Origin of the sequence: Rhizobium binae (assembly GCF_017357225.1) — a bacterium.
GTDB classification, from domain to species: domain Bacteria; phylum Pseudomonadota; class Alphaproteobacteria; order Rhizobiales; family Rhizobiaceae; genus Rhizobium; species Rhizobium binae.
The window spans coordinates 67,060-89,952 of record NZ_CP071610.1 but is presented as its reverse complement, the minus strand read 5'-3'; the positions used below and the strand labels follow the sequence as shown (position 1 = coordinate 89,952).

The window sequence follows — 22,893 nt, the reverse complement described above, 5'->3', positions numbered from 1 at the left end:
GGATGAGAGGGACGCAGCCCTTCGCCCGCTCTTTCCGGCATCAGCGAGCACACTCTTCTGACGAAGTTAGCTCGGCACCGATGCTTGTTGGCATTGATGAACCTTTACGGTGACTTTGCGGCCTTCGTGGTCATCGGAGAAAGCGATCACCACGCTGATATCAATTCGAGCGCCGTGGCTTTGGCGACAGCTTCACTGGTCGTGGCGACGGTCAGCTTTCGGCGTGCCGAGGCGAGATAGAGCTGCACCGCACTTACCGAAATGGACAAGCGGGCGCAGATCTGCTTTGCCAGAAGGCCGCTGGCCGTCATCTCAAGACATTGCAGTTCGCGGCGGGACAGTTGCGGAAAATCCGCAATTTTTCTCATCCCCGACAGAACCATCGCCCTGTCGTGGAGATGGTGGGCGAGAAACTGCAGGTCGCGCATGTTATCCATGCGGAACCGACGCCAGTAGGAGTCGGGCTGATTGGAGGTGATCGTAAACAGCGATCGCTCCCCGTGAGGCCCACGCACCGGCAGGGTCACGCCTTGCTGCCCGATACCGAAGGTCATCGCCTCCTTAAAGAAGCCCTGAGCCCGGCCTGAATCCCACTTTGACGCGGACCATTCCACGGGCAGAAAGCCGCGCTGTCCGAGCCGCACGACGGGATCGATGCTGAAATAATCCCGGGCAAGATATTGCTTCACCCACTCGGGCGGGTAGGTCAGCATGAGCAATGGATTGTTGGCTGCCCCGCCGGAGAAGCGGGTCACATGCAGAACCATGTGCGATATCGCATAGATGTGGCGGACTTCGTCCAGCGTCGTTTCCAGATCTCCCAATGTCGGCGACGCGGAGATCCGATCCAAACTGTAGAAAAAACGAGAACTGCTCAGCATGAGATGGACTCGCGGTTGTATGTTTTCCTGACTACCGGCAGTGGTACCATTTCGCGGTCTGCGAGAACAGCATATTTTATAGCAACCCTGGCGCGATGTGAAAAACAGGTCAAGGAACTGGCGAGACTGTTGGGCGGTGGTACGGCGACACTGGCCTTACTGCCTGCCACCATCGACAAGGGCTCCGCCAGGACAGGAAGAGGTATGATTGAGGTGTCGGGCTAGGTTGGTCCGAAGTGTCCGACAGTTGTCCGCGGTCACATCCCATAGGCCGACATATAGTTTGCCGATCTCGGGCAGTGATCGGGCAAGAGGCGTCGGCCTCCAGCCGATCCGGCGATACACCCCGGCCATCGCCCCATCATAGACGCCGACGATGTTTTCGATACCGGCGTCTAGAGCGAGATCGCAAAGCCCTGAGAGCAGTTCGGTGGCGACTGCGCGCGATTGCGCAATGTGTCCGGCAGATGGGTGAACGCAAAAGCGAGTACATTCCCACGTCGTCGGGCTGTCGACGTCGATAGGCTGATCGAAGAAATGCCGAAACTCGCTTTTGAGCATTGTTGCCCCCGTCGTCGGCAGCAGGCGCAGCGAACCCGTCAGCGTGCCGCAAGGTCGTTGCGTGACGAGATATACGGGATCTTCGGCTTCGTCATATCGGTCCCTTTCCGACTGGTCCCGGACGTCGACCTGCCATCCCAGCCGATCGCGAAAAACGGCGGCGCGCGCCCGAAACATTTCATCGAAAGCATGCCGATCGGTCTCAAGCATGTCTCTGGTGAGTATCCGCAACATATCTGGCCCTCCTGGTGCCTTGACGTTTCACAACGGGAGGTCGATGCGAAGCAATCTGGATATTTCCCCAGATTGACCGGTGTTTCGCTTTGCCATTCATTTTCAGACGAAATTTCTGATCTTTGACCGATCAAAGCTCGCTGTGGCTGCCAATTTAACGCAACCAAAGGAAGAACGCTCATGACCCACGATCAGGCGCGCGGCAAACGTATTCGGGAAGCGATATCTCGAGGCAAGATCCGGAAAGTGCACGCTCTTGCGGCCGAACTGAATGTCTCCGTCGCTGCTGTCTCACGCTGGCAGAATGGCGGCCATACGTCCCTGGAAAGCGCCTGCGCTCTCGCGCGCTTGTTGGATGTCTCCCTCGACTGGCTGCTCTTGGGGCGAGGGACCATGGACGGGCATAGGAACAGCGCGATCTCCACCACGGAATTGTTATGGGTAATGGCGCTGCGCGGCCGATCTGCGGCGGCTCAGTCCAATCTTATTGGGCTGCTCGAATCCATCCCTCCGGAACGCGCGTTACGCTAAGCACAATTTCGCACGCTTTTTTACCTTGCGATTGACAGCTTTAGGTTGCTAAAATGAGCTACGCCAACGATCTTTCTAGTTAGGGTTTCAATGACGGCGCCGGCAGGAAGCTTAGCCACCCTGCCCTCGCCGCAGCGAAGACCCTTGTTTCAATATCAACGCAGAAGGGTTGCCGACATGTCTACAATGCTGACCATCAACGTGAAAAACTACGAATCCCAGACGCAAAACTTCTACTTCTTTCAGCAGCCGGCAATTTATACCGGCGGCGGGCAAGTCTATTCGAACAGCCTTTTCTCGCAATCGCTCGGCAACTACGACAACACCGGCGCGATCCTGACCTTCCAAGTCAACCTGCAATATTATGCCGGCATCCAGCAGGCGAACACGCCGCCGCAAATCGGGGCCTCTTCCGGCTACTCGTCAGCCAGCCGCGCCATCGATCTTGCTCCGAGTTCGGGGGGCGGCGGTAAATCGAACGACTGGACGACTGCGACGGTCAATCCACTCGGACTTTCCTCGCCGATCTACGGGGAAGGTGTGCAGCCTGGCGCCTTCCGCATCACCACGCCGGTCTTCAACTCGCCGCCCTATTTCAATGTCGGCTCGGCGGTTGCCGTCAATGGCGGCATCGTTCTCTCCAACTTCGTGCAGGCAAACCCGGCCAGCAATACCGATTGCCAGCCGATCCTGAAATATTATGTCCAGACCGGCGCCTACACGCCAGGTGTCGTCATGAACTTCACGCAATCCAGCGTGAACGCGGCGCTTTCCGATTTCACCGGCGGCTATTCCGTCTGCAACGTCAGCCTGAAATCTGACGGCACCTGGACCACGCAGCTCCAGTAGGCCTCGACAGGCATGCAGGTGAAGACCCGTCCCCTCTTCACCTGCATGCGCACCATCCGCGCGGTTGCCGCCGCGTGCACGGGCGACGGACAGGCTTGATCTCAGAGGGGATTGTCACACGCCATGACCAGTTCGTCTTACCAGATTATCGTTCGGAACTTTTCGCAGACGACGCAATATTTCTATGTCTTCCAAAAGCAGGCCGCATTTCCGTTGCTGCCGAGCCATGGTCCCGTCCTCAGCGGCAGTCTCGGCTGCCAAAGCGTCGGCAATTACGCACGTTCGGGAGCGCAGATAAATTTCGGTTTGGACAGTCAGGTCTATGCAGGTGCCCTCAGCACCAAACAGGCGGCGTCGCCCTCGCAGCTTATCGCGCTTCTCTCGCTCAATGCCGCCACGCTATCCGTGGTCGGCAGCACGTCAGCATTCCGACCGGTTGCGCTCACGACGGTCGACGGTTCGCCGGACAATTGCACGACCTTGACGCTCGATCCGCTCGGACTTTCCGCGCCCGCCAATCAATCCGGAATTGCGATCGGAGGGTTTGGCATGAACGTGCCTTCCTATACGCCGTTGCCGCATCCGGAACTCTATTGTGGCGTCGTCGCACTGAACGGCAATCAAGCGATCATACTCTCGAGCTTCGTCGCTCCTGTTCCCAACGCCGTCATGAACTGCATACCGAAGCAGATCTTTTTCGTGAAGATGGGCTACCAGCCGGTTGGAAGCACCGTCGCTTATGACGAAAGCAACTCGGCATGCTGCGATTTCACCATCGGCTACGCGACCTACACGGTGACTTACCAAGCTGACGGAACCTTTTCGGCGACAGGAGGACCATAGACCCAGAGATCCGGATCATCACTGACGCTTGAGCAAGCCAACCAACCCCTGAAACAAAGGAATATAGTAATGTTAGGGATCACGTCGAAATTCTCTGGCCAAAGAGCACGTCGCGCTAAAATCGCTGCCGGGCTTGCCATTGCCACCGTCTCTATCCTCGCAACAGCGCTGCCCGCCGCCGCACAACTCGTTTTTTCGTCCGATTGCCGGAACTACCAGCCCATTGCGGTCGCACCGCCGAACGATGCGATCCTCTTCACCAAGCAGCCGGTGCCCCATCCGAATGGAATGGCCTCCGTCTTTGCGATCGTCGGAGCGGACACCTATGTCATTCCGGCTGGGGCCAACTCCTGCATCGTCGCCGCTCCCCCCGCCAATGACAATTACTGCTTCATTGCTCGCGACGACAACACGATCGACGGCGTCGGTTTTGCCGCCATTCGAAATCCGGGCGGCCTGACCGTCTGCCAGTAAGGGGGTGAATTTCCTACATTCAACAATTCTCTTCCGGTCTTGCGCGAAGGTTGAGGCGGAAAGTGGAATATCCACCTCCGCCCGCTGTCGCGCTTGTCGCCCCAATTCCGCACGCTAAGATCGGTGGATGAAAAAACTACAGCAAATGAGCGGTTCATAGGCAGTAGCCAGCGTGCGGTAACCTTGGCGGCTCCGGATTCTATTGACGGCGGCCGCGATAGCGGCCTCCGTCGATGAAGCAGCCCTTCGTCGTGCCGCGCCCCGCCAAGACCCTGACGATTTGCATTCCCGCCGGCATCGAGCAAGGCGGACGGCCCATAGCGCTTGGAATAGAATAAAACCTTCGGGAAGCTGGGCAGTGATTTGAGTAAAACTTCTCATGGAAACATTGTGAGGATCTCTTAGACAGCCTTGGTCGGCCTATGCGCTTGCCGCTGTGTTCGGAATCTGCCAAGCTAAATTATTGTGCCCTCCCCCAGCCGGTGAATCGAAGGTCGCTGCCGGTCTGCCTATCTGTAGGATTTGCCGCGCTTAAGCAGATGATTTCGAACAAGCCGCGAAAAGGCGAAAGATTGCTGTTAACTCCTCTGTGAGCTCTGCCGGTACATTGCCGAATCCGAGCGGTAACGACCAACCACTCCCACGAACAAGATCTGAGAAGAGACGATGACACGCAGCCAAAAAGAAAAGATGCTTGCTGGCGAAATGTACAACGCAGCGGACCCCGAGATCCAAGCCGAGCTGCTCCTCACCGGGGCTTGGCTGAAGCGCTATAATGACACGCTGGGCGACCCCGCCGAGCGGTGGCATGCGCTGCTGTTAGAACGATTGGGCACGGTCGGGCTTGGAGCTGCTATTCGTCCTCCGTTCCACTGCGATTATGGGTTCAATATCCGGATCGGAGCTTGGGTGTACATCAATTTCAACTGCGTCATTCTTGACGTGGCAGCAGTGACTATCGGTGACGGAACCGCAATAGGGCCTGCTGTGCAGATTTATACTGCGGACCATCCACATGATCCAGAGCAGCGCCAGGCTGGGCTACAGTTGGGACGACCTGTCAGCATTGGCAGCCACGTCTGGATTGGCGGTGGAGCAATCATTCTCCCGGGTGTGACGATCGGCGATCATGCTGTCATTGGCGCTGGTAGCGTGGTCACACGAGATGTTGCTGCAGGAAGCACGGCCATGGGAAATCCAGCTCGGGTCAGGGTTGGTGGACGCTTGCCGCAATCATAAAAGTAGGCGAAGTAGTGTTTTGGCTTGTGCGAACGGAACGCCTGGGCCGCCATGGCCCATGCGGTTCCAACTGTCGGCACTTTCAATCTGACACAAACCTCTTTGCAAATGCGGCTGGGCAGTCCTGCTGACCGACCCGTGATCACGTTTGCATGCAAAGGGGCAATTACGACTTAGGGTCAACCCACAGACACATACCGCTTCACCTGCAGAAAAACGAATTGCCTTTCAGTCCGTGCGCATGATGAGAGCCAATTGGTCGTGTCGAACGTCATGCCGTCAGCAAATACCAATTCCTGTTGGCTCGAACATTTTCAGAGGCAGGCGCCCAACACCCGGGCGTAGCTTATCAGTCGACACTTTGCAGAAGGCACCATTCGCTGCGTACGCGTTTATCGACCCTGCTGAGGGAGCCGCATCCATATCGTGGATGATAGCTATCGCAACAACCAATTTTACTAATCTGTTGGGATTTAATAGCACCCGCTGGAGGACACGCACGGAGCGGCGTCCGCCTTCCTGATTACCGGTCGGGGGCTCTTGGGACATGGGTGACGAGCATGTGTGGGATTGTTGGCATAGTGGGACATAAGCCCGTGTCGGAGCGGCTGATCGAAGCCTTGGAGCGGCTGGAATATCGCGGCTATGATTCATCCGGCGTTGCTACGATCTTCGAGGGAGAATTGCACCGACGCCGTGCAGAAGGCAAGCTCGGGAACCTTAAAACGAGATTGAAAGAAGCGCCCCTGAGCGGCACTGTCGGCATTGCCCACACACGATGGGCTACCCATGGCGCGCCGACAGAATGCAACGCTCACCCGCACTTTGCCGATGGTGTAGCCGTTGTTCATAACGGTATCATCGAAAATTTCTCCGAGCTAAAGGAAGCATTGGCGGAGGTAGGGGTCAAGTTTGAGACCGATACGGACACCGAGGTGATTGCGCATCTCCTGACAAAATTCCGCCGGGATGGCATGGGATGCCTTGAGGCAATGCATGCCATGTTGAAGTGCGTCAAGGGCGCCTTCGCTCTTGCCATCCTGTTTGAGGATGATCCCGCCACCATCATGGTGGCGCGCTATGGACCACCGTTAGTGATAGGCCACGGCGATGGTGAGATGTTTCTAGGCTCCGACGCGATCGCTCTTGCTCCGTTCACCAATGACATCACATATCTGAACGATGGCGATTGGGCTGCTGTAGGCAAAACCAGTGTCCAAGTTTTCGACACGGAAGGCAAAGTCGTTACGCGCCCACGGCACATGTCGCTTGCTACCGCAGACCTGGTCGGCAAGGGCAATCACCGGCATTTTATGGAGAAGGAAATCTACGAGCAACCCGAGGTCATCGCCCGTGCTCTTGGTCACTATATCAATGTCAACGATAATCATGTCATAGCCACTTCAACCGACATCGGTTTTGGCAGGGTTGAGAGCCTCGCAATTTCTGCCTGCGGCACTGCATATCTAGCGGGGCTGGTTGGCAAATATTGGTTCGAACGCTACGCACGGTTAATGGTTGAAATTGATGTCGCCTCTGAATTCCGCTATCGCGAAATCCCGTTGTCGCTGCGGTCGGCAGCGCTCTTCATCTCTCAATCTGGTGAGACGGCTGACACGCTTGCATCGCTACGCTATTGCAAAGCACAAGGTCTGAGAATAGGCGCTGTCGTCAATACCGCAGAATCAACTATTGCCCGCGAGGCAGATGCCATCTTTCCGATCCTCGCCGGGCCAGAGATCGGCGTTGCTTCTACCAAGGCATTCACCTGCCAGCTTGCTGTTCTCGCTGCACTAGCCATCGGCGCAGGCAAGGCGCGGGGCACAATCACGGACGACGAGGAGCAGGCGCTGGTCCAAAGTCTGGCGACGTTGCCGGGCGTTATGCGACGAGTGCTGAACGACATCAAGCCGCAGATCGAGCTCTTGTCACGGGAATTGTCGCATTACCGCGACGTGCTCTATCTCGGCCGTGGCACAAATTTCCCATTGGCCATGGAAGGTGCGCTGAAGCTCAAGGAGGTTTCCTATATTCATGCTGAAGGTTATGCGGCAGGAGAATTAAAACACGGTCCGATCGCCCTGATCGATGAAAATATGCCAGTCATCGTCATCGCGCCACATGATCGGTTCTTCGATAAGACTGTCTCCAATATGCAGGAAGTGGCCGCCCGCGGCGGCCGTATCATTCTGATCACCGACGAGACGGGTGCGTCGATGTCGAAACTCCCCACCATGCACACCATCGTGTTGCCTAATGTTGAGGAGATTATCGCGCCGATGATCTTTTCTCTGCCGCTGCAGCTTCTTGCCTATCACACGGCCGTCGTCATGGGGGCAGATGTGGACCAGCCGCGGAATCTGGCTAAATCAGTCACGGTCGAATGATTGTGACGATTTAATTCGCAACTCGCCTCCGAGAAAATCCAAGACTTGACCAGACATCAAATAAGTGAGGTCGTATGCACGAACTTTCGCTCGCCGACGTGCCGTCGCGAATTGGCCAGGAACTCGGTAAATCCGAATGGATCACCGTCGATCAAACCACAATCGATCTCTTCGCCGATGCGACACACGATCATCAATTCATCCACGTGCACCCGGAACGCGCAGCAGTCGAAAGCCCGTTTGGTGGCACTATCGCTCATGGCTTCTTGACGCTCTCGCTTCTGTCGGCGATGAACTTCAGCGGCATGCCAAGGATCCGCGAGCAGACCATGGGCCTTAACTACGGCTTAGACCGGGTGCGTTTCATGTCACCGGTTAAGACCGGTAGCCGCGTGCGCGGTCGCTTCGTTCTCTCTGAATGTCAATTTCGCGGCGCAAGCATGCTGGTGACCACTTACGAGGTGACGGTCGAGATCGAGAACGAGAGCCGACCGGCACTCACTGCCAATTGGATCACGATCATTCAGTTTGACCCAAACGACAGGCCTAAAGGAATTTGACGCCAGCCCGCGCCAGTTGCCTGGTCTACGGATAGTACCGCCATGGACCTAGGCGCTTTTTTGCATTGAGCGTCTGTTTTCCCTTACGAACGCCTATTGCTTTCAGCCGGTTGACTAGACTTGCGCCGCAAGCAAGGCGGCAGACTGGCATCATGCGCGACATACCGTTATCAGCGAGATCACCAGGCTCGTTCAACGTAAATGATTGTTGAAGTAATGGCGGTTACTCATTTCCGGCCGAGCAGATCACCGAAGCCTGTCGCCAACGCCAGTATGTTGACGACAGCACTGTTAACCTTCCTCGAGGGAAGACGCACCGCTACCAAAAGGATGTGACCGCGTGGCCCCTCGCCATGCAGCCATGAAACGGGACGTAATCCTGCTAAGGCCCTCAACGCGGACTTTCACTAAGATGGAATTGCTTCGCGGGCCTGTACAGAAGAGGACGCTACGCAGGCGTCGCTCCTGATACCACGCTGGTCTTCGGCAGCAGGGCAACTTCGCCAGCATCTCACCATCCTCTCGACCAGGGTCGCGTCTTTTCGGTTGAACAACGCCGACATTGGACGCACGCGACCGGCCATTGGACCTTGTTCACGGGCCGGTGCATTCGATCACAAAATTACGTCGTTTCTATTTCCGTACTGCGCCACGTTGGAAAAGAGAAGCGCCCCAAGGGTGGAACGCTCCTCGGGTCTTCGAATTAAATGAAGCCGAAATTTTCCCCCGTAAACGAGGTAAGATCTGACATGTCGTGCAGATTGTCGACATGAGCGAAGGCATGCGCGTGGTTCGCGGAATCGACATAGGCTAGTGTCGCACCGTGAGTTTTGTCATCATGACCGAGAGTTTTTTCATCATAGTAGACAATGATGTCACCGCGGGCTTCCCCGTGAATAGCGGTCGCGGCGGCAGAGCTAGACGTGAACCCACGATCTGTGATTACCACAACGTGCTCACCGTGCGCGTTCGCGGCCTTGCCATTGTAGAAAGTGTCCACAAATTGGCCTGGGAAACCCTTCGAGTGGTTGATGAAATTTGCGCCAAACAGATCCCCTTTACCGAAGTGATCGGCGTCCATGACAAAACGGTCTTGCTTCGGGTCGAAATCTTTCACAGTCGTATAGCAGTGCGTTGTTCCAACCATAGGATCGTGGAACCGAAACACGAAGGCGTCAGCGTCTTCGCCGCCAGCCAAAACATCTGCGCCGTCACCAGCCACCAGAGTATCCTTCCCGTCATCGCCGTGGAGCCAGTCGTCGCTCTCGCCGCTATGTGGTATTACGCGGTGCACTTCGAAGGGGTTGAAGGCGGCGAATGAGCCGTCGCTATACAGGAGGTCGTCACCATCACCAGCATGGATAGCGTCTGAGCCATCCCCGGCCCAGATGATGTCATGGCCGGGACCGGCCTCGATCCTGTCGTGTCCGCGTTCAGCCCAAATCAGATCATCGCCGCCGCCGGCTTTGATCCAGTCATTGCGATTGAGTCCATAGATTGTGTCGTCGTCATCGGATCCATTAATAATAAAGGGGCCTTTATCAGTGCCTTTGATCATCATCACATATACTCCTTATGAGGCAGCCGAAGCTGCCAGCACCCCTTATGTTTTCTAAGAGCCTATTAGTGAAATCCATTGATTTGATCTGAAGGATTTGAATGATGGATGCCGAAGTGTTTATCTCCGGACGACTGTGCGCCCTTCGTAGATGGCCGGCAGAATATGAAAAAGACTTAGGGCTATGACAATCGGCGGCCAAGCAGTGGCAACAATGTCCGCGACACCTCGTTGACGAAGGTGAAAGCTTCCTCCCGCGTATACGTTGCAGACAAATCTGCAGAGCACCTGATCTCAGGGTGCTTTGCAGATCGAAAACCTCAGCTCCAGGCATGGAGCGGTGGCTTCTCGCCATTCAGGAAATACTTACCCAAAATGGCGTACTTCCAGCGGACCGGGTCATGCAGAGTATGGGTGCGGGCGTTGCGCCAGTGGCGATCAAGCCCGTGCTCTGCAAGGGTTGAACGCGTTCCTGCCAATTCGAACAACTTGTTGGTCGCCGCAATCGCGATTTCAGTGGAAAGGATCTTCGCTTCGGCGGTAACGATCTGGGCTTCCGCAACGGTTCCCGCGTTCGGATCGAGGATCGCCCGGTCAATGGCATAACCTGCCTTCTCAAGCAGCGCCTGCGCCGCGTGCAGCCGTAGCGTCAAGTCCCCGATCGCCTGGATCGTGTAGGGATCGTCCCAGGCGTTGTCGACGCCAGAATCCACCCAGGCACGGCTCTTGGTACGCACGAAATTGACCGTTTCGTCGATCGCCGCCTGCGCGATGCCGGTATCGACAGCCACTTGGATAATCTGGAAGATCGCTCCGTCCGCGGTCGGCACTTCATACCCCTTGTAGCCAGGCACGAGACGAGTCTTCGGCACTTTGACATTGTCAAGCAGGACCGTGCCCGACAGCGTGGTACGCTGGCCAAAGGAGGACCAGTCGTCGATGACGGTGAGACCAGGCGCACCGCGCTCGGCAATTGCGTACCAGGCCCTGCCCTCGTCATCCAGTGCCACGATTGGCACCAGATGCGCGAGCAGCGCCCCTGACGAATAGAATTTCTTGCCGTTGACGACGACATGATCGCCGGCATCGACAAATTTGGTCTCGAAATCCGCAGCGCGCTTGGATCCAAATTCGGAGAAGGCATTGCCGAAGCGGGTTCCTTTCAACACTTCCGCGAACAACAGTTTTTGCTGGGCTGGGTTCGAAACCGTGCGGATCGCTGCCACGACGCCAAGATGGTTCTGCGCAATCTGCCCGATCGACGAATCGGCCGCCGAGATGATCTCGATCACCCTTGCAAGCGTCGCATAGGAGACTTCGGGACCGCCGAAGGCCTTCGGCACGTTGATCGACCAGAGACCGCTTTGCGAAAACGCGTCCAGTTCCTTGACCGGCCAGATGCGGTCGCGGTCGCGCACAGCCGAATCCTTGATGAACTCTGCGGCAAGTGTCTTGGCAACGGCAATCGCTTCGGCATCAGTCTTGATAATGTGGGCTGGCTCCGAAGGGCGTGGAACAGGGGGCACGGCCTTTGCGGCATTCTCGGTATTGATAGTGGAAAGGGTCATGGTGGTGTCTCCTCTTGAATTGTGGTTAGCCGACAACGGCCGGGATGGAGGGAGCCACGGCTCTCTTGCCGAGGTAGAAAGACTTGATGTCGTCGCGCCTGCGGAGATCCTGTGCGTCACCGGTCAGCACCGTTGCGCCGTTTTCGAGAATGATGGCGCGATCGGCATATTTTAGAGCGATGGCGGAGTTCTGCTCCGCCACAAGGATGGAAAGACCCTCATCGCGATTGAGTTGACGCAGCGTCCGGAAAATGTCCTGGACGATTAGCGGCGCCAATCCCATGGATGGCTCGTCGAGAACCAGGAGGCGCGGCCGCGACATCAGCGCCCGGCCGATCGCCGTCATCTGCTGCTCGCCACCCGAGGTCAGGCCGGAGAGTGCACGGCGCTTTTCTTTCAACCTCGGAAAATGCGCATAGACTTTCTCGATATCTTCGGCGATCTGCGCGCGCGTGCTGCCGCGGCCAAGCCCTCCGAAGACAAGGTTTTCCTCGACTGTCAGGCTGCGAAAGCAATGGCGACCTTCAAGCACCTGCACGAGGCCGGCGCGTACCAGAGGAGCAGGGCCTATGCGCAGGACATCGAGCCTGTCGAAGCGGATGCTGCCGGAAACGACCTGCCCCCGTTCGGCCGGAAGCAGATTGGATAGCGCCTTGAGTGTCGTCGTCTTGCCGGCGCCGTTGGCGCCAAGGAGCGCCAGGATTTCACCACGCGCCAGATGGAAACTGACGCCGTCGAGCGCCGTGATGGCGTGATTGTACGTTGCCTTCAGATCATCCACCGCAAGCAGTGTGGTTTCCAGAGCCATGATCGTGTTCCTCTTGCTCAAAAGGTCGGATTGGGAGAAGGCGCGGGGTTGGAGAGGGAGGCACCACGCTCGCGCCCGGTTCTTCAGGTCGCGCCTTGTCAGGCGCGGCCTGAATGGATCAGTTGGTAGCCGTCTCGGCGTCTGCCGCCGTACGAAGCTTGATACCCTTCTCGGCCGCGTAGGCTTCGGAGGACTTCTCGATGATGGGCCGCAGCAGTGCCCAGTCCGGCGCGATCCAGTCAGAAACGACGTTCCACTTCTTCCCGTCCCACTGTTGGAACGTCACGTAACCGTTGCCTTCGTGATTGTCCCAGGTGACATTGATGGAGTGGAACAGGCCCTTGGCGCCGAGCGCCTCGACACGCGCCGCGTCGAGCTGCAGGTGTTCAAAGCCCCAGCGGACCTCGTCGCCGGTCAGTGTCCGCTTGCCGAACTTCTCCTGTGCGATACGGATCGCCTCGACATTGAGGATGCCGTTGACGATACCCAGGTTATGGTAGACCGAGCCGATGCGCTTCTTGTCTTCGAGGTTTCCCTTGCCGGCGTCGTAAATCGTTTTGACGATCTCCTGAACGACCGGATATTCGGCTCCCGATGCCTGCGTGGTGATTGCCGTATAGCCCTTGGCGGCCTCGCCGGCGGGGATGGCGTCCTCTTCTGAATTGGACCAGACGTTTCCAATAATGTGATCTGCTGGGAAGCCAACCTTCGCCGCGGTCTTGAGCGCAACCGGGTTCATAACGCCCCAACCGCGCAGCACGACGAAGTCTGGTTTGGCGCGGCGGACCGTGAGCCATTGCGATTGCTGTTCGTTGCCGGGATGCGGCACCTCTATCTGCTGCAGCTCGAATCCGTATTTCTTCGCCAAAAGTTCGTAGATCGGGATCGTTTCCTTGCCATAGGGCGACCCATGATAAAGGACGGCGATCTTCTTCCCCTTGAGCTTTTCGATACCGCCTTCCTTGCCGGCGATGTAGTTCACGATCCCTGAGGTCTCACTGTAGGGATTGAGTAGCAGCGGGAAGACATAAGGGAAAACGCGACCATCGGTCGAATCCGTGCGGCCATGATTGATGGTGATCAACGGCACCTTGTCTGCGGTGATGCGATCGATCATCGCATAGGCAATGCCGACAGAGAGCGGGTTCCAGGCGGCGACGTTCGGGTTGCTCTTCAGACGCTCGTACGCTTCGACGCCACGCTCGACCTCATACTGGATTTCAGCTTCCGACCATGTCAGCTTAACGCCGTTGACGCCGCCGTCGCGCGTGTTGATCAGGTTCAAATAATCGATGAAGCCACCGAAGAAGCCGGTGCCGCCGGCAGCATAAGGGCCGACGCGATAGCTCTGGAGCGGAAAATATTGTTCGTCAGCATGGGCCATAGGCATGGCCACCGAAAAGGCGAGACCGGCGGCAAGAGCCGCGATCTTGAATTTGGAAAGGATCGTCATTTTTGGACATACTCCGGGTATTGACCGGCGCAAGGCGCCGGTCCGGGTTGATCTGATGAAGGCTGTTGGCATTCGAGAGCCTTGATGGCTCCGTTTCGATCAGGACCGCACGATGGCGGCGCCGATTCGTTTTCGGCCCCGATCCCAAAGAGCGACGAGCCCATCCGGTTCGAGGATCAGAAAGAGGATGATGAGCGCGCCGAGAACAATGCGCTGGCTCATATCGAGCACGCCCGAATTGAAGATATCGCCGAGCAGGAAGGAGCCAAGCCGGGACAGGAGCAGTGGGAACACGACGATCAGTGCTGCTCCGAAAAAGGCACCGCGGATCGAGGCAAGCCCACCGATAATGACGATGAAGAGGATCTGGAACGACCGGTCGAGATTGAAACCGGCGGGCTCGACCGTGCGCAAATAGGCGAAAGCCCACAGGACGCCGGCGATGCCGATGATGAAGGAGGAGATTGCGAAGGCCACAAGCTTGGTTTTCAGCACCGGCACGCCGATGATCCGCGCCGCTGTCTCGTTGTCGCGCAGGGCCATGAAATTGCGGCCGGTCTGCGAATTCACCAAACGATAGGCCAGCCAAGTGAGAACGGCGACCACCGTCAGCGCGAAATAGTATCGTCCGACCGGCCCATCGAAAACAAGACCGAAAACCGAAAGCTGAGGCGCATCGATGACGCCGGATGCGGAATCATTGGAGAACCAGCTGAATTTGGTCAGCGCCCACTGCACAAAAAACTGCGCGGCAAGCGTCGATACCGCAAGGTAAAAGCCCTTGAGGCGCAAGCTGGGAAGGCCGAATACCAGGCCGATGCCGGCGGCTGCGAGACCAGCAAGAACCATGCTGACGATCAAGGGCAGACCGTCGAAGCGAAGATTGAAGTTGAACGCGGCGAAGGCACCCATGGCCATGAAGGCAGCACTTCCCAACGACACCTGCCCCGCATAGCCAGTCAGGATATTGAGGCCGAGGCCGGCGAGGCTGAGCGCCAGAAACGGCAGCAGGATAGCCTCCAAAAGATAGTCGGACCCGATAAGCGGCACAACGACATAGGAGGTGGCAAGCCAGGCCAATGGCATCGCCCAGCGCGCGGGGAGGCGATATACCGGAAGATCGCAGGTGATCGTGGACATCGGTCAGACCCTTTCCACAAGCTTCTGGCCGAACAGGCCGGAAGGGCGCACGAGGAGGAAGGCGAGCGCGATGACATAGGCAAACCAGCCTTCGATACCGCCGCCGAAATACTCCCCGATATAGACCTCCGCCAGCTTCTCGGACGCGCCATCAACAATCCGCCGACGATCGCGCCTAGGATCGAATCGAACCCGCCGAGGACGAGAACCGGCAAGGCCTTTAGAACGATCAGCGACAGGGAGAATTGCACTCCGACGCGGGCTCCCCACAACAGACCGGCGACCAGCGCCACCAGGCCTGCAGCGGCCCAGACCGTCGCCCAGATCCATGGCAGCCTCAACCCGACGGCCAGTGCGGCGAACTGGTCGTCGGCGACGGCGCGAAAACCAAGCCCGATGCGGGTGTAACGGAAGAAGACAGAGAGCAGCAGGACCATCGAGGCGGCAACGATCGCTGCGAAAATGTCGAACTGACTGATGTAGACACCACCGACATCGAACGGCACGTCCTCGATACCGAGGTCAAGGCCGTGCACCTGCGTACCCCAGATCAGTTGGGCAGCGCCCTCGATGACATAGGAGAGGCCGAGGGTTGCCATGAAGAGCGTGATCGGCGGTTTGTTGGTCAGCGGCCGCAACACCGTGCGCTCGACGGCAATTCCGATAACGACCATGATCGCGAAGGTGATCGCGAATGCTAGCGGGAAGGAAATGCCGCGTTCCGTCAGGCTGACGAAGGTCAGCGCCGCAAACAGGAGCATTGCCCCTTGCGCAAAATTGAGGACGCCGGATGTCTTGTAGATCAACACGAAACCGATCGCGACCAGCGAATACATGATGCCGGAGAGAAGGCCACCGACGAGGACCTCGGTGAAGAACAGCCAGTCGAAATCGGACATCAGATGCCCTCCCCGTTTTCGTTCTCAGGGGCGACACCGAGATAGGCATCGATCACGCGCTGGTCGCGCTGGACCTCGGCGGGCGTTCCATCGGCGATCTTGCGACCGTAGTCGAGCACGGCGACCCGATGGGAGAGGTCCATGACGATCCCGATATCGTGTTCGATCAGCACGACTGTCGTACCGAAACGATCGCGTGCAGCGCGCACGAAATCGGCCATCTCGTTCTTTTCGGTCGCCGTCATGCCGGCCATCGGCTCGTCGAGCAGCAGGATATCGGGCTCGGCCACCAGAGCGCGCGCCAATTCCACCCGTTTTTGCAGACCATAAGGCAGTGTACCGACCAGACGATCGCCAACATGCGAAAGGTGGAGGAACTCAAGCACCTCGAAAGCCCGACTGCGGGCATCCCTCTGTTCCGTGCGGGCTCGACCGAGGCCGACGATCTGTTCGACGAAGCTAGACCGCGTCTTGTGCGCTCGTCCAACCACGACATTGTCGAGAACGCTCAAACCCCTGAACAACGCCAGGTTTTGGAACGTGCGAGCAATGCCGAGACGGGCAAGTTTCTGCGTCGGGACCTGTGCATGGCGGCGCCCGGAGAGCCACACAAAACCGCGATCGGGTCGGTATACGCCGCTGATCACATTTATGATCGAGCTCTTGCCAGCACCGTTGGGCCCGATAATGGCGAGGATTTCGCCGCGCCGTACGGACAGATCGATATCCTTCAGGGCGACGACGCCACCGAAGGACAGATCAATGCCGGCCAGCTTCAGAACGATGCCGTCCTTTGCGCCGGCTTCAATGGGCGAGGTCCAGGCGCCGCCTGTTCCTCTGTCCAAGCCGGCCAAGTGCTCCTGAACGTCCGGCGGAAACGGCGCCGCTCCCAAGCCTCCGAAGGCAAATGTCATAGTGTGCACGCCCCTGCTTTCGCGGCGCGCCACGAGCCCACGGACTCATAGGCGCACGCTATCCCTCCACGAACCACCGGGTTCTTGGCCTGTCATTGTTTCAGGCCGCCAGCTTTCCAGTCGGCCGACAACGTATTGCGATTACTCTGCGGCGACTGCAGTCGCCGTTTCGGCTTCTTCCAACTCGCGGATCAACGGGATGACGTGCTTGCCGAAATACTCGACCTCTTCCTGGAAATGCAGGAAACCGAGAAGGATGAGGTCGGCGCCAGCGCGCTTCAGATTGATAACCCGCTCCGCGACCTGACGAGGTGTGCCGATGAGATTGGAACGGAAGCCATCATTATACTGAACAAGATCCTCGAAAGAGGATTTCGCCCAGTTTCCCTCACCTTCCGGCGAGGATTTTCCGGCATTCTTCACCTCATGGCCGAAGGCGTTGACGGCCTCGGGATTGGCCTTTTCAATGATCTCGGCCAGAACGGCGCGGGCCTCCTCTTCGGTCTCGCGCACGATTGCGAAGGCATTGACCCCGACGCGCACCGAGTGGCCGCTGGCCTTTGCCTTACCCTGAATATCGGCGACCTGCTTTCTGATTTCCTCTGGCGTGTTGCCGTTGGTAAAATACCAGTCGGAAACACGCGACGCCATGTCGCGCGCCGCGCGCGAGGAGCCGCCCTGGAAGATTTCCGGCTGTGGATCGGTCGGCTTTGGCTTCAGCGAATAATTGTTGAAGCGATAGAAATCGCCGTGGAAGGTGAAATTGTCTTCGGTCCAGATGCCCCGCAGCGCGCGGATGAATTCCTCCGAGCGGCGGTAACGCTCGTCATGATCCAGCCAGTGTTCTCCGATCGCGTGGAACTCGCCGCGGAACCAGCCACTGACGATGTTGACGGCGACACGACCATTGGTGAGGTGATTGATCGTCGCAATCTGCTTGGCTGCCAGTGTCGGATTCCATGGTCCCGGCAGAATGGCGGCGATCACCTTCAGTGTCGTCGTCGATTCCAGCAGCGCATGGCTGAAGGAGACCGATTCATGCTGAAACTCGGCGCCGTAACCGGCGGTGAAGCGAACCTGGCTCAGTGCGTAATCGAAGCCGCTGGCCTCGGCGATCTGCGCCAGCTTTCTGTTGTACTCGATCGTCCAGCTGGTCCGTTGCTCGATGTTGGAAATGACGAGGCCGCCCGAAACATTGGGCACCCAGTACGCAAATTTGACCGGCTCTCTGCTGGCGTAGGACATGGTACTCTCCCTAGAAATGGCTAAGCTGACGCGGCGACGAGCGCTGGTCGGTTTCCATGGGCGCGGTCGGCAGCGGCGTTATCTGAGACCGGCAGCACCTGCGCGAGTTCTGAAACGGCGCGCTCAATGCGCTCGCGAACCGCAGGGCTGGTGATCTCATAATCCACGAAATCGCATTCAGTCGCGTAGATCGAAGTCGGCAGCGTCAGGGCGTTGAAGAAGCCGAACAGTGGGCGCAACTGATGTTCAATCATCAAACCGTGCAGCGGTGTGCCGCCTGTCGCAGCTAAAATGACCCGCTTGCCGGCTAGTGCGCGGTAGTCAACAAGATCGAAAAGATGTTTGAGAGCGCCGGCATACGATGCCCGGTAGACCGGCGACCCGACAACCAGGACATCAGCCGCCTCGACGGCGTCGATAATTGAACGCCCCGCGGCATCCAGCTGGTCGGATCGAAGCGCCTTGAATAGAACGGGAGCAGCGTCGACCAGCTCTATGGTTCGCCGTTCGAGGCCCAGCTTCGATGCCGCTGCTGCGACGACGGCCTCCACAACAGAGGCAGTTCGGGATGGTTGCTTGACATTGCCTGATAGACCTAGAATTTTCATTTCGTTGCGCCTCAATTGTTGGCGTCGTTTATATAATTAATAGACTAATGACAACGACTGAATTCTAATGTTCGTTCAAAGTGTGGAATTCTGATCCTGGAATTCCATGTCGGCCGAAATAATAACTTAGCAGCAGTGCACGGTGCCCTCGATGTGGCGTTCGACGCGCCATTTGGCTACCGTTGTGTTGAAGATAATCGCACTATAGGAATTCGAACCATCCCAAAAATCTAAGCGGTCGATTTCCCTTAGATGCCTCCGTTCCGCTGCTGTGCGTGACCTTTTGCCGACCGCCGTCGTCAGGACTGAACCAGCCGCCTGACTACCGCCAGCTGCGTGCGACATTCCTCACCAACCGCCGCAAGCTTGACTAGGTGCTGAGCGACATCAAGGTGTGGTGAAATGGTAAGTGAGCAAAAATTATGTATTTGGCGGTATCAGTAGTCGAGTAGAACGAATCCGATCGACTGCCACGAGAGATTGCCTTGCCTGTCACCTTGAACCTCTACCTCGACGATTCCGGTACTAGACATCCCACCCACAAGGTCGGGAAGAAAGCGGCGCACGGGTACGACTGGTTCGCACTCGGTGGAATCCTGGTTCGAAGTGACGCAGAGGAAAATGCCCGAGACCTTCACGCAGAGTTCTGTGCGAAATGGGAAATCACCGCGCCCTTGCACTCCTCGGAAATCAGATCGCAGAACGAGAACTTCGATTTGCTACGGGGTTGGGAGAAGGACAAACTGAGAGCATTCTACGAGGAACTTTACATTCTGATGCGAGAGGCGCCCGTGGTCGGTATCGCGTGCACTGTCGACCGCCCCGGATACTGTGGACGATACCTCGACCAGTACAAGAAGAATCCTTGGATGCTCTGCAAAACCGCATTTACTGTCGTCGTTGAACGCGCCGCGAAATGCGCTATCGCCCAAGGCATGAAGCTGCGCGTGCATCCTGAGCGCTGCAACAAGGCTGAGGATGCGAACCTGGAGGGCTACTACAAGGCTCTAAAGGCGGAGGGAATGCCGTTCGCTAAGGAAAATTCCGATAAGTACGGCCCCTTGACCCCCGAGCAGTTGAACCAGACGCTCTACGAGTTCAAGACCAAGCAAAAGACTTCGCCGATGGCGCAACTGGCGGACCTGTATCTATGGCCGATCTGCATGGGCGGCTATCATGCCAGCAATCGTCCTTACCAGCGCCTGACCGACGACGGAAAGCTGATTGACTGCCATATCAAGGAAGACGAGCGGCCGGTGCTCGGATCCAAATATAGCTGCTTTGAGAATGTCGAACGGAAGGCCTAAAAACTCAAAAAGCCTCCGACGTTTCCATCGAGGCTTTTGGGCGACCGCAAAGGCGATCTCATGGGCCAGGCCCGACTGAACAACTATCGTACCCCATGATTTGTTGCAAGGAATTTTTCGCTAAACTGAATTGACCTGACGGCGGTACGAACGCAACATTCGTCGAAATTGTACGAACTGGGATCGCTCGTTCCCTCGTAACCTATGACCAAGCCGCTGTTGTTGTCGACATCCCACCGCGCCATGACGCCCACCGTCACCGTCCGCGCGGCTGCCGCCTCCGTCGATGAGAAACTCGATCCCGACAACCTTGCCCGTAGGATAGCTTCTTGGAACACGATGTGTACGATCCGGCACAAAATGCTGCGATGTTGATGGTTTGGGGGCATTCGCTCTCGTGTCTCAAGCCAACTACGGATGACGAGCCAGCTAACTTATTGCTGCATTCCTAGGCCGATTTCCGCAATCTCACTCCCCAATTGCTCGCCTCAGCCGAAGATCATGTCAGAAACGATCTGATCGGTAGGGCTGCCGCTATCGCCAAGTCCCTGTTTCACCCCATTGCGATCGGCCGCAGGACGATTTTGGCTCATTTTGCACTTTCCCTGCAGCGACACGACCGGCGGGCGAATACCATTAATGCCACGAATTTGAGCATGAATGTAGGCTTCGGGAGCGTCAGTGACTGACCAAGGTAGCGAGCGTGACACCTCGTGGATTCTCGTGAGGCGCGACACAATCTCAAATAGTCGTTCGGCTTCTTCGAAAAACTCGACCGGCCCGCAGGCGTGAACCGCTGTGTAATTCCACGTTGGGACAACCTTCCCATGCTCTGCTTTCGAAGCGTACAAGGACGGCCTCACATAGGCGTCCTGCCCCATAAAGACTGCAGTCTATGGCCGATGACAGAAGCCTGCCACTGCGGGTTCGGTCGCGCCAGATGTGCATAGAGGACGTCCCTTTCTCCCTCGGCCTCATCGAGGAATATAGGTAAGGGAGTGGCCATAGCCCCGTTGGGTGTAGCCGTCACGAAATTGGCGAGGCGACAAGTGCAAATATGCGTTCTGGACTCGTCAATGGTGTCATAGCCAGCGTCCTTCCTCAAAGCGCCGAGACTTTAGGCTTCCTGTCGGAGTCTGGCCGGCTTTCTGGCGACTTATTACAAATGTAGTCAAATGGGGGAGGACAACGGTTGTAGACTTGTTGCTTTGGCTGCACGCGATTTCGTAGTCTCACGCTCGAATTTTCGCCTCGATCGACTGCGTCGGCAATTGTGCGCTTGCATCATTCTTCGGGCAGGCGAAACGGGTTTGACTTGAATTGTGCTGTAATCGAGGTTGATTGAAATGCATTCGCTCCCTCTAACCGCTGCGGTGTTGCCGCTGCTTTTGTCATCTTGCATGCTCGGGCCCGACTATGCATCGCCGGAAACGCCTTTACCGTCGAAGTTTTCCGAGGGTGCAAAACAGAGCGTCGGCGATGTTGCGGTGTCGGCATGGTGGAATTCCTTTTCAGATCGTACGCTCAACCAGTACGTTGCCACCGGCCTGGATGAGAACCTCAGTGTTCAGCAGGCGCTCGAAAGGATTAATGCCGCCGCCGCGGACGTCACCATCACTGGCGCCGGGGGCTTTCCCAACCTTGATTTTGGAGCATCACACACGATCTGCAAAGCGCGAGATGTCACGAGCACCCAGAATATCTCCGGGGGGCAACTATCGTTGACCTGGCTGCTGGACGTATTCGGCCAGTACCGGCGCAGCACCGAAAGCGCACTTGCTTCTCTTGATTCTGCGCATGCGGCTGTCGACGTCGCAAAGCTGGCTCTAATCAAAGATCTTGTTTCCTCCTACATCGACGCCCGGTACTACCAGCAGCGCGTCTCCATTTCTCGAGCGAACCTGAAGTCGCGCCAGGAGACCTACGATCTCACGAATTTTCAACTCGAAGCGGGAGCAGCTTCCCGGCTGGATGTCTCGCAGGCCGAAGCGCTTGTCCAGTCGACGATTGCCGAATTACCAAGTCTGGAACTGAACTTCCGCGTGTCGGCTCATCACATTGCTACCCTCATCGCCTTGCCGTCGGAAATGGTGGTCAAGCAACTGCAGAAAAACGAAGGGCAGCCGGTCTATCGCGAAAAGATCAATGCCGGAATTCCCGCCGATCTTATTCGCAATCGACCCGATATTCGCGAAGCTGAGCGGAATCTCGCTGCGGCGACTGCAAAGATCGGCGTGGCGGAAGCACGGCTTTATCCCGCGATAACGCTCTCCGGCTCGATCACACCTTCCTATATCAATCAGCGTGGCCGTCGCGGCGATATCTCGAAATGGTCCTTCGGGCCGAGCCTTGACCTCCCGATTCTGGACGGCGGCCGTTTGCGGGCAAACGTGGAGACTTCTAAATCGGCCGCGGCAGCAGCCTACATAAGCTGGAAATCAACCGTGCTGACAGCTGTGCAGGAAGTCCAGGACGCTTTGACAGCCGCCCGACGCGACGTTCGCACAGTAAACTCACGTCACAGGCAAGTGGAAACGACCGAAGAAACACTGAAGCTTTCGGTGGACTCGTACAAGGATGGCGCCTCGTCTCTGCTCGATGTTCTCGACGCGCAAAGGCAGGTGTCCAGCGCTCAGGCAGGCCTCGCTACGGCAATCCAAAAATTGGCCAAGGATCACGTGCAGTTGAATGTCGCAATCGGCGGTGTTTTTGCGGCTCCCATGGTCGCGTCGCCCTGGGTGGAGGCTTCGCGGGTGTCGCAGCAAATGCAAACGTCCGGTCGCACTCGCAGTAGTCGAGCATTGCATTGTGAGATGTTTTAACCTGATCACGTC

Annotated in this window: 19 protein-coding genes and 2 pseudogenes; 9 read left to right on the top strand and 12 right to left on the bottom strand. The window is 57.2% G+C overall.

Features of this window, described 5'->3' with window-relative positions:
* Positions 1-146 precede the first annotated feature (146 nt).
* Together J2J99_RS32260 and J2J99_RS32255 are read right to left on the bottom strand one after the other, a co-directional pair.
* On the bottom strand, positions 147-881 hold the full coding sequence (locus J2J99_RS32260; RefSeq protein ID WP_168298877.1) for a helix-turn-helix transcriptional regulator: 735 nt from the start codon (positions 879-881) through the stop codon (positions 147-149).
* A gap of 156 nt (positions 882-1,037) precedes the next feature.
* The gene (locus J2J99_RS32255) at positions 1,038-1,676 is read right to left on the bottom strand and encodes an acyl-homoserine-lactone synthase (RefSeq protein WP_168298869.1); all 639 of its coding nucleotides are present in this window, start codon (positions 1,674-1,676) and stop codon (positions 1,038-1,040) included.
* Between the two features lie 180 nt (positions 1,677-1,856).
* Here J2J99_RS32255 and J2J99_RS32250 point away from each other — a divergent pair, with 180 nt between their 5' ends.
* From J2J99_RS32250 to J2J99_RS32220, 7 genes are all read left to right on the top strand, one after another.
* Complete coding sequence (locus tag J2J99_RS32250; protein ID WP_168298858.1) at positions 1,857-2,207, top strand: helix-turn-helix domain-containing protein; 351 nt, start codon at positions 1,857-1,859, stop codon at positions 2,205-2,207.
* A 177-nt stretch (positions 2,208-2,384) separates the two neighbouring features.
* A complete protein-coding gene (locus J2J99_RS32245; protein WP_168298856.1) occupies positions 2,385-3,056 on the top strand; it encodes a hypothetical protein in 672 nt (223 codons plus the stop codon).
* Positions 3,057-3,179: 123 nt separating this feature from the next.
* Positions 3,180-3,899: a hypothetical protein gene (locus J2J99_RS32240; RefSeq protein ID WP_168298835.1), complete on the top strand. Its 720-nt coding sequence runs from the start codon at positions 3,180-3,182 to the stop codon at positions 3,897-3,899.
* Between the two features lie 69 nt (positions 3,900-3,968).
* The gene (locus J2J99_RS32235) at positions 3,969-4,373 is read left to right on the top strand and encodes a hypothetical protein (RefSeq protein WP_168298508.1); all 405 of its coding nucleotides are present in this window, start codon (positions 3,969-3,971) and stop codon (positions 4,371-4,373) included.
* A 666-nt stretch (positions 4,374-5,039) separates the two neighbouring features.
* A complete protein-coding gene (gene nodL / locus J2J99_RS32230; protein WP_168298808.1) occupies positions 5,040-5,612 on the top strand; it encodes a nodulation O-acetyltransferase NodL in 573 nt (190 codons plus the stop codon).
* Positions 5,613-6,172: 560 nt separating this feature from the next.
* Positions 6,173-7,999 carry a glutamine--fructose-6-phosphate transaminase (isomerizing) gene (gene glmS, locus J2J99_RS32225; RefSeq protein WP_168298760.1) on the top strand — a complete coding sequence of 609 codons (1,827 nt, stop codon included), beginning with the start codon at positions 6,173-6,175 and terminating at the stop codon, positions 7,997-7,999.
* Between the two features lie 74 nt (positions 8,000-8,073).
* A complete protein-coding gene (locus J2J99_RS32220; protein WP_138333862.1) occupies positions 8,074-8,559 on the top strand; it encodes a MaoC family dehydratase in 486 nt (161 codons plus the stop codon).
* 703 nt (positions 8,560-9,262) lie between these two features.
* Here J2J99_RS32220 and J2J99_RS32215 read toward each other — a convergent pair.
* The 9 genes and pseudogenes from J2J99_RS32215 to msuE form a co-directional block, all read right to left on the bottom strand.
* Positions 9,263-10,120: a calcium-binding protein gene (locus J2J99_RS32215; protein WP_168298752.1), complete on the bottom strand. Its 858-nt coding sequence runs from the start codon at positions 10,118-10,120 to the stop codon at positions 9,263-9,265.
* A 317-nt stretch (positions 10,121-10,437) separates the two neighbouring features.
* A complete protein-coding gene (locus J2J99_RS32210) occupies positions 10,438-11,685 on the bottom strand; it encodes an SfnB family sulfur acquisition oxidoreductase (RefSeq protein WP_168298737.1) in 1,248 nt (415 codons plus the stop codon).
* A gap of 25 nt (positions 11,686-11,710) precedes the next feature.
* Positions 11,711-12,493, bottom strand: coding sequence for an ABC transporter ATP-binding protein (locus J2J99_RS32205; RefSeq protein ID WP_168298717.1), 783 nt, complete (start codon positions 12,491-12,493; stop codon positions 11,711-11,713).
* Positions 12,494-12,611: 118 nt separating this feature from the next.
* Positions 12,612-13,946: an ABC transporter substrate-binding protein gene (locus J2J99_RS32200; protein WP_168298699.1), complete on the bottom strand. Its 1,335-nt coding sequence runs from the start codon at positions 13,944-13,946 to the stop codon at positions 12,612-12,614.
* A gap of 99 nt (positions 13,947-14,045) precedes the next feature.
* Positions 14,046-15,086: a branched-chain amino acid ABC transporter permease gene (locus J2J99_RS32195; protein ID WP_168298692.1), complete on the bottom strand. Its 1,041-nt coding sequence runs from the start codon at positions 15,084-15,086 to the stop codon at positions 14,046-14,048.
* 3 nt (positions 15,087-15,089) lie between these two features.
* A pseudogene (locus J2J99_RS32190) lies at positions 15,090-15,985 on the bottom strand (branched-chain amino acid ABC transporter permease).
* Positions 15,985-16,878, bottom strand: a complete 894-nt coding sequence (locus tag J2J99_RS32185) for an ABC transporter ATP-binding protein (protein WP_375337173.1) — start codon at positions 16,876-16,878, stop codon at positions 15,985-15,987. The pseudogene J2J99_RS32190 and the gene J2J99_RS32185 overlap by 1 nt, the downstream one beginning before the upstream one ends.
* Before the next feature lie 162 nt (positions 16,879-17,040).
* Positions 17,041-18,144: a dimethylsulfone monooxygenase SfnG gene (gene sfnG / locus J2J99_RS32180; RefSeq protein WP_168298687.1), complete on the bottom strand. Its 1,104-nt coding sequence runs from the start codon at positions 18,142-18,144 to the stop codon at positions 17,041-17,043.
* Between the two features lie 20 nt (positions 18,145-18,164).
* Positions 18,165-18,752, bottom strand: a complete 588-nt coding sequence (gene msuE / locus J2J99_RS32175; RefSeq protein ID WP_168298648.1) for an FMN reductase — start codon at positions 18,750-18,752, stop codon at positions 18,165-18,167.
* Between the two features lie 485 nt (positions 18,753-19,237).
* Here msuE and J2J99_RS32170 point away from each other — a divergent pair, with 485 nt between their 5' ends.
* Positions 19,238-20,059, top strand: coding sequence for a DUF3800 domain-containing protein (locus J2J99_RS32170; RefSeq protein ID WP_168298634.1), 822 nt, complete (start codon positions 19,238-19,240; stop codon positions 20,057-20,059).
* A gap of 488 nt (positions 20,060-20,547) precedes the next feature.
* Here the strand turns inward: J2J99_RS32170 and J2J99_RS32165 are convergent.
* Positions 20,548-21,164, bottom strand: a pseudogene (locus tag J2J99_RS32165) (FMN-binding negative transcriptional regulator).
* A 241-nt stretch (positions 21,165-21,405) separates the two neighbouring features.
* Between J2J99_RS32165 and J2J99_RS32160 the strand changes: the two are divergent.
* The gene (locus tag J2J99_RS32160) at positions 21,406-22,881 is read left to right on the top strand and encodes an efflux transporter outer membrane subunit (RefSeq protein ID WP_168298627.1); all 1,476 of its coding nucleotides are present in this window, start codon (positions 21,406-21,408) and stop codon (positions 22,879-22,881) included.
* The last annotated feature ends 12 nt before the right edge of the window (positions 22,882-22,893 follow it).

Excerpts from the sequence above, each read along its gene's own strand:
- J2J99_RS32235 (WP_168298508.1), top strand. The coding sequence starts at position 3,969 with ATGTTAGGGATCACGTCGAAATTCTCTGGCCAAAGAGCACGTCGCGCT.
- sfnG (WP_168298687.1), bottom strand. The coding sequence starts at position 18,144 with ATGTCCTACGCCAGCAGAGAGCCGGTCAAATTTGCGTACTGGGTGCCC.
- J2J99_RS32210 (WP_168298737.1), bottom strand. The coding sequence starts at position 11,685 with ATGACCCTTTCCACTATCAATACCGAGAATGCCGCAAAGGCCGTGCCC.
- J2J99_RS32250 (WP_168298858.1), top strand. The coding sequence starts at position 1,857 with ATGACCCACGATCAGGCGCGCGGCAAACGTATTCGGGAAGCGATATCT.
- J2J99_RS32220 (WP_138333862.1), top strand. The coding sequence starts at position 8,074 with ATGCACGAACTTTCGCTCGCCGACGTGCCGTCGCGAATTGGCCAGGAA.
- J2J99_RS32200 (WP_168298699.1), bottom strand. The coding sequence starts at position 13,946 with ATGACGATCCTTTCCAAATTCAAGATCGCGGCTCTTGCCGCCGGTCTC.
- J2J99_RS32205 (WP_168298717.1), bottom strand. The coding sequence starts at position 12,493 with ATGGCTCTGGAAACCACACTGCTTGCGGTGGATGATCTGAAGGCAACG.
- nodL (WP_168298808.1), top strand. The coding sequence starts at position 5,040 with ATGACACGCAGCCAAAAAGAAAAGATGCTTGCTGGCGAAATGTACAAC.
- J2J99_RS32245 (WP_168298856.1), top strand. The coding sequence starts at position 2,385 with ATGTCTACAATGCTGACCATCAACGTGAAAAACTACGAATCCCAGACG.
- J2J99_RS32160 (WP_168298627.1), top strand. The coding sequence starts at position 21,406 with ATGCATTCGCTCCCTCTAACCGCTGCGGTGTTGCCGCTGCTTTTGTCA.
- J2J99_RS32255 (WP_168298869.1), bottom strand. The coding sequence starts at position 1,676 with ATGTTGCGGATACTCACCAGAGACATGCTTGAGACCGATCGGCATGCT.
- J2J99_RS32240 (WP_168298835.1), top strand. The coding sequence starts at position 3,180 with ATGACCAGTTCGTCTTACCAGATTATCGTTCGGAACTTTTCGCAGACG.
- J2J99_RS32195 (WP_168298692.1), bottom strand. The coding sequence starts at position 15,086 with ATGTCCACGATCACCTGCGATCTTCCGGTATATCGCCTCCCCGCGCGC.
- J2J99_RS32215 (WP_168298752.1), bottom strand. The coding sequence starts at position 10,120 with ATGATGATCAAAGGCACTGATAAAGGCCCCTTTATTATTAATGGATCC.
- msuE (WP_168298648.1), bottom strand. The coding sequence starts at position 18,752 with ATGAAAATTCTAGGTCTATCAGGCAATGTCAAGCAACCATCCCGAACT.
- glmS (WP_168298760.1), top strand. The coding sequence starts at position 6,173 with ATGTGTGGGATTGTTGGCATAGTGGGACATAAGCCCGTGTCGGAGCGG.
- J2J99_RS32260 (WP_168298877.1), bottom strand. The coding sequence starts at position 881 with ATGCTGAGCAGTTCTCGTTTTTTCTACAGTTTGGATCGGATCTCCGCG.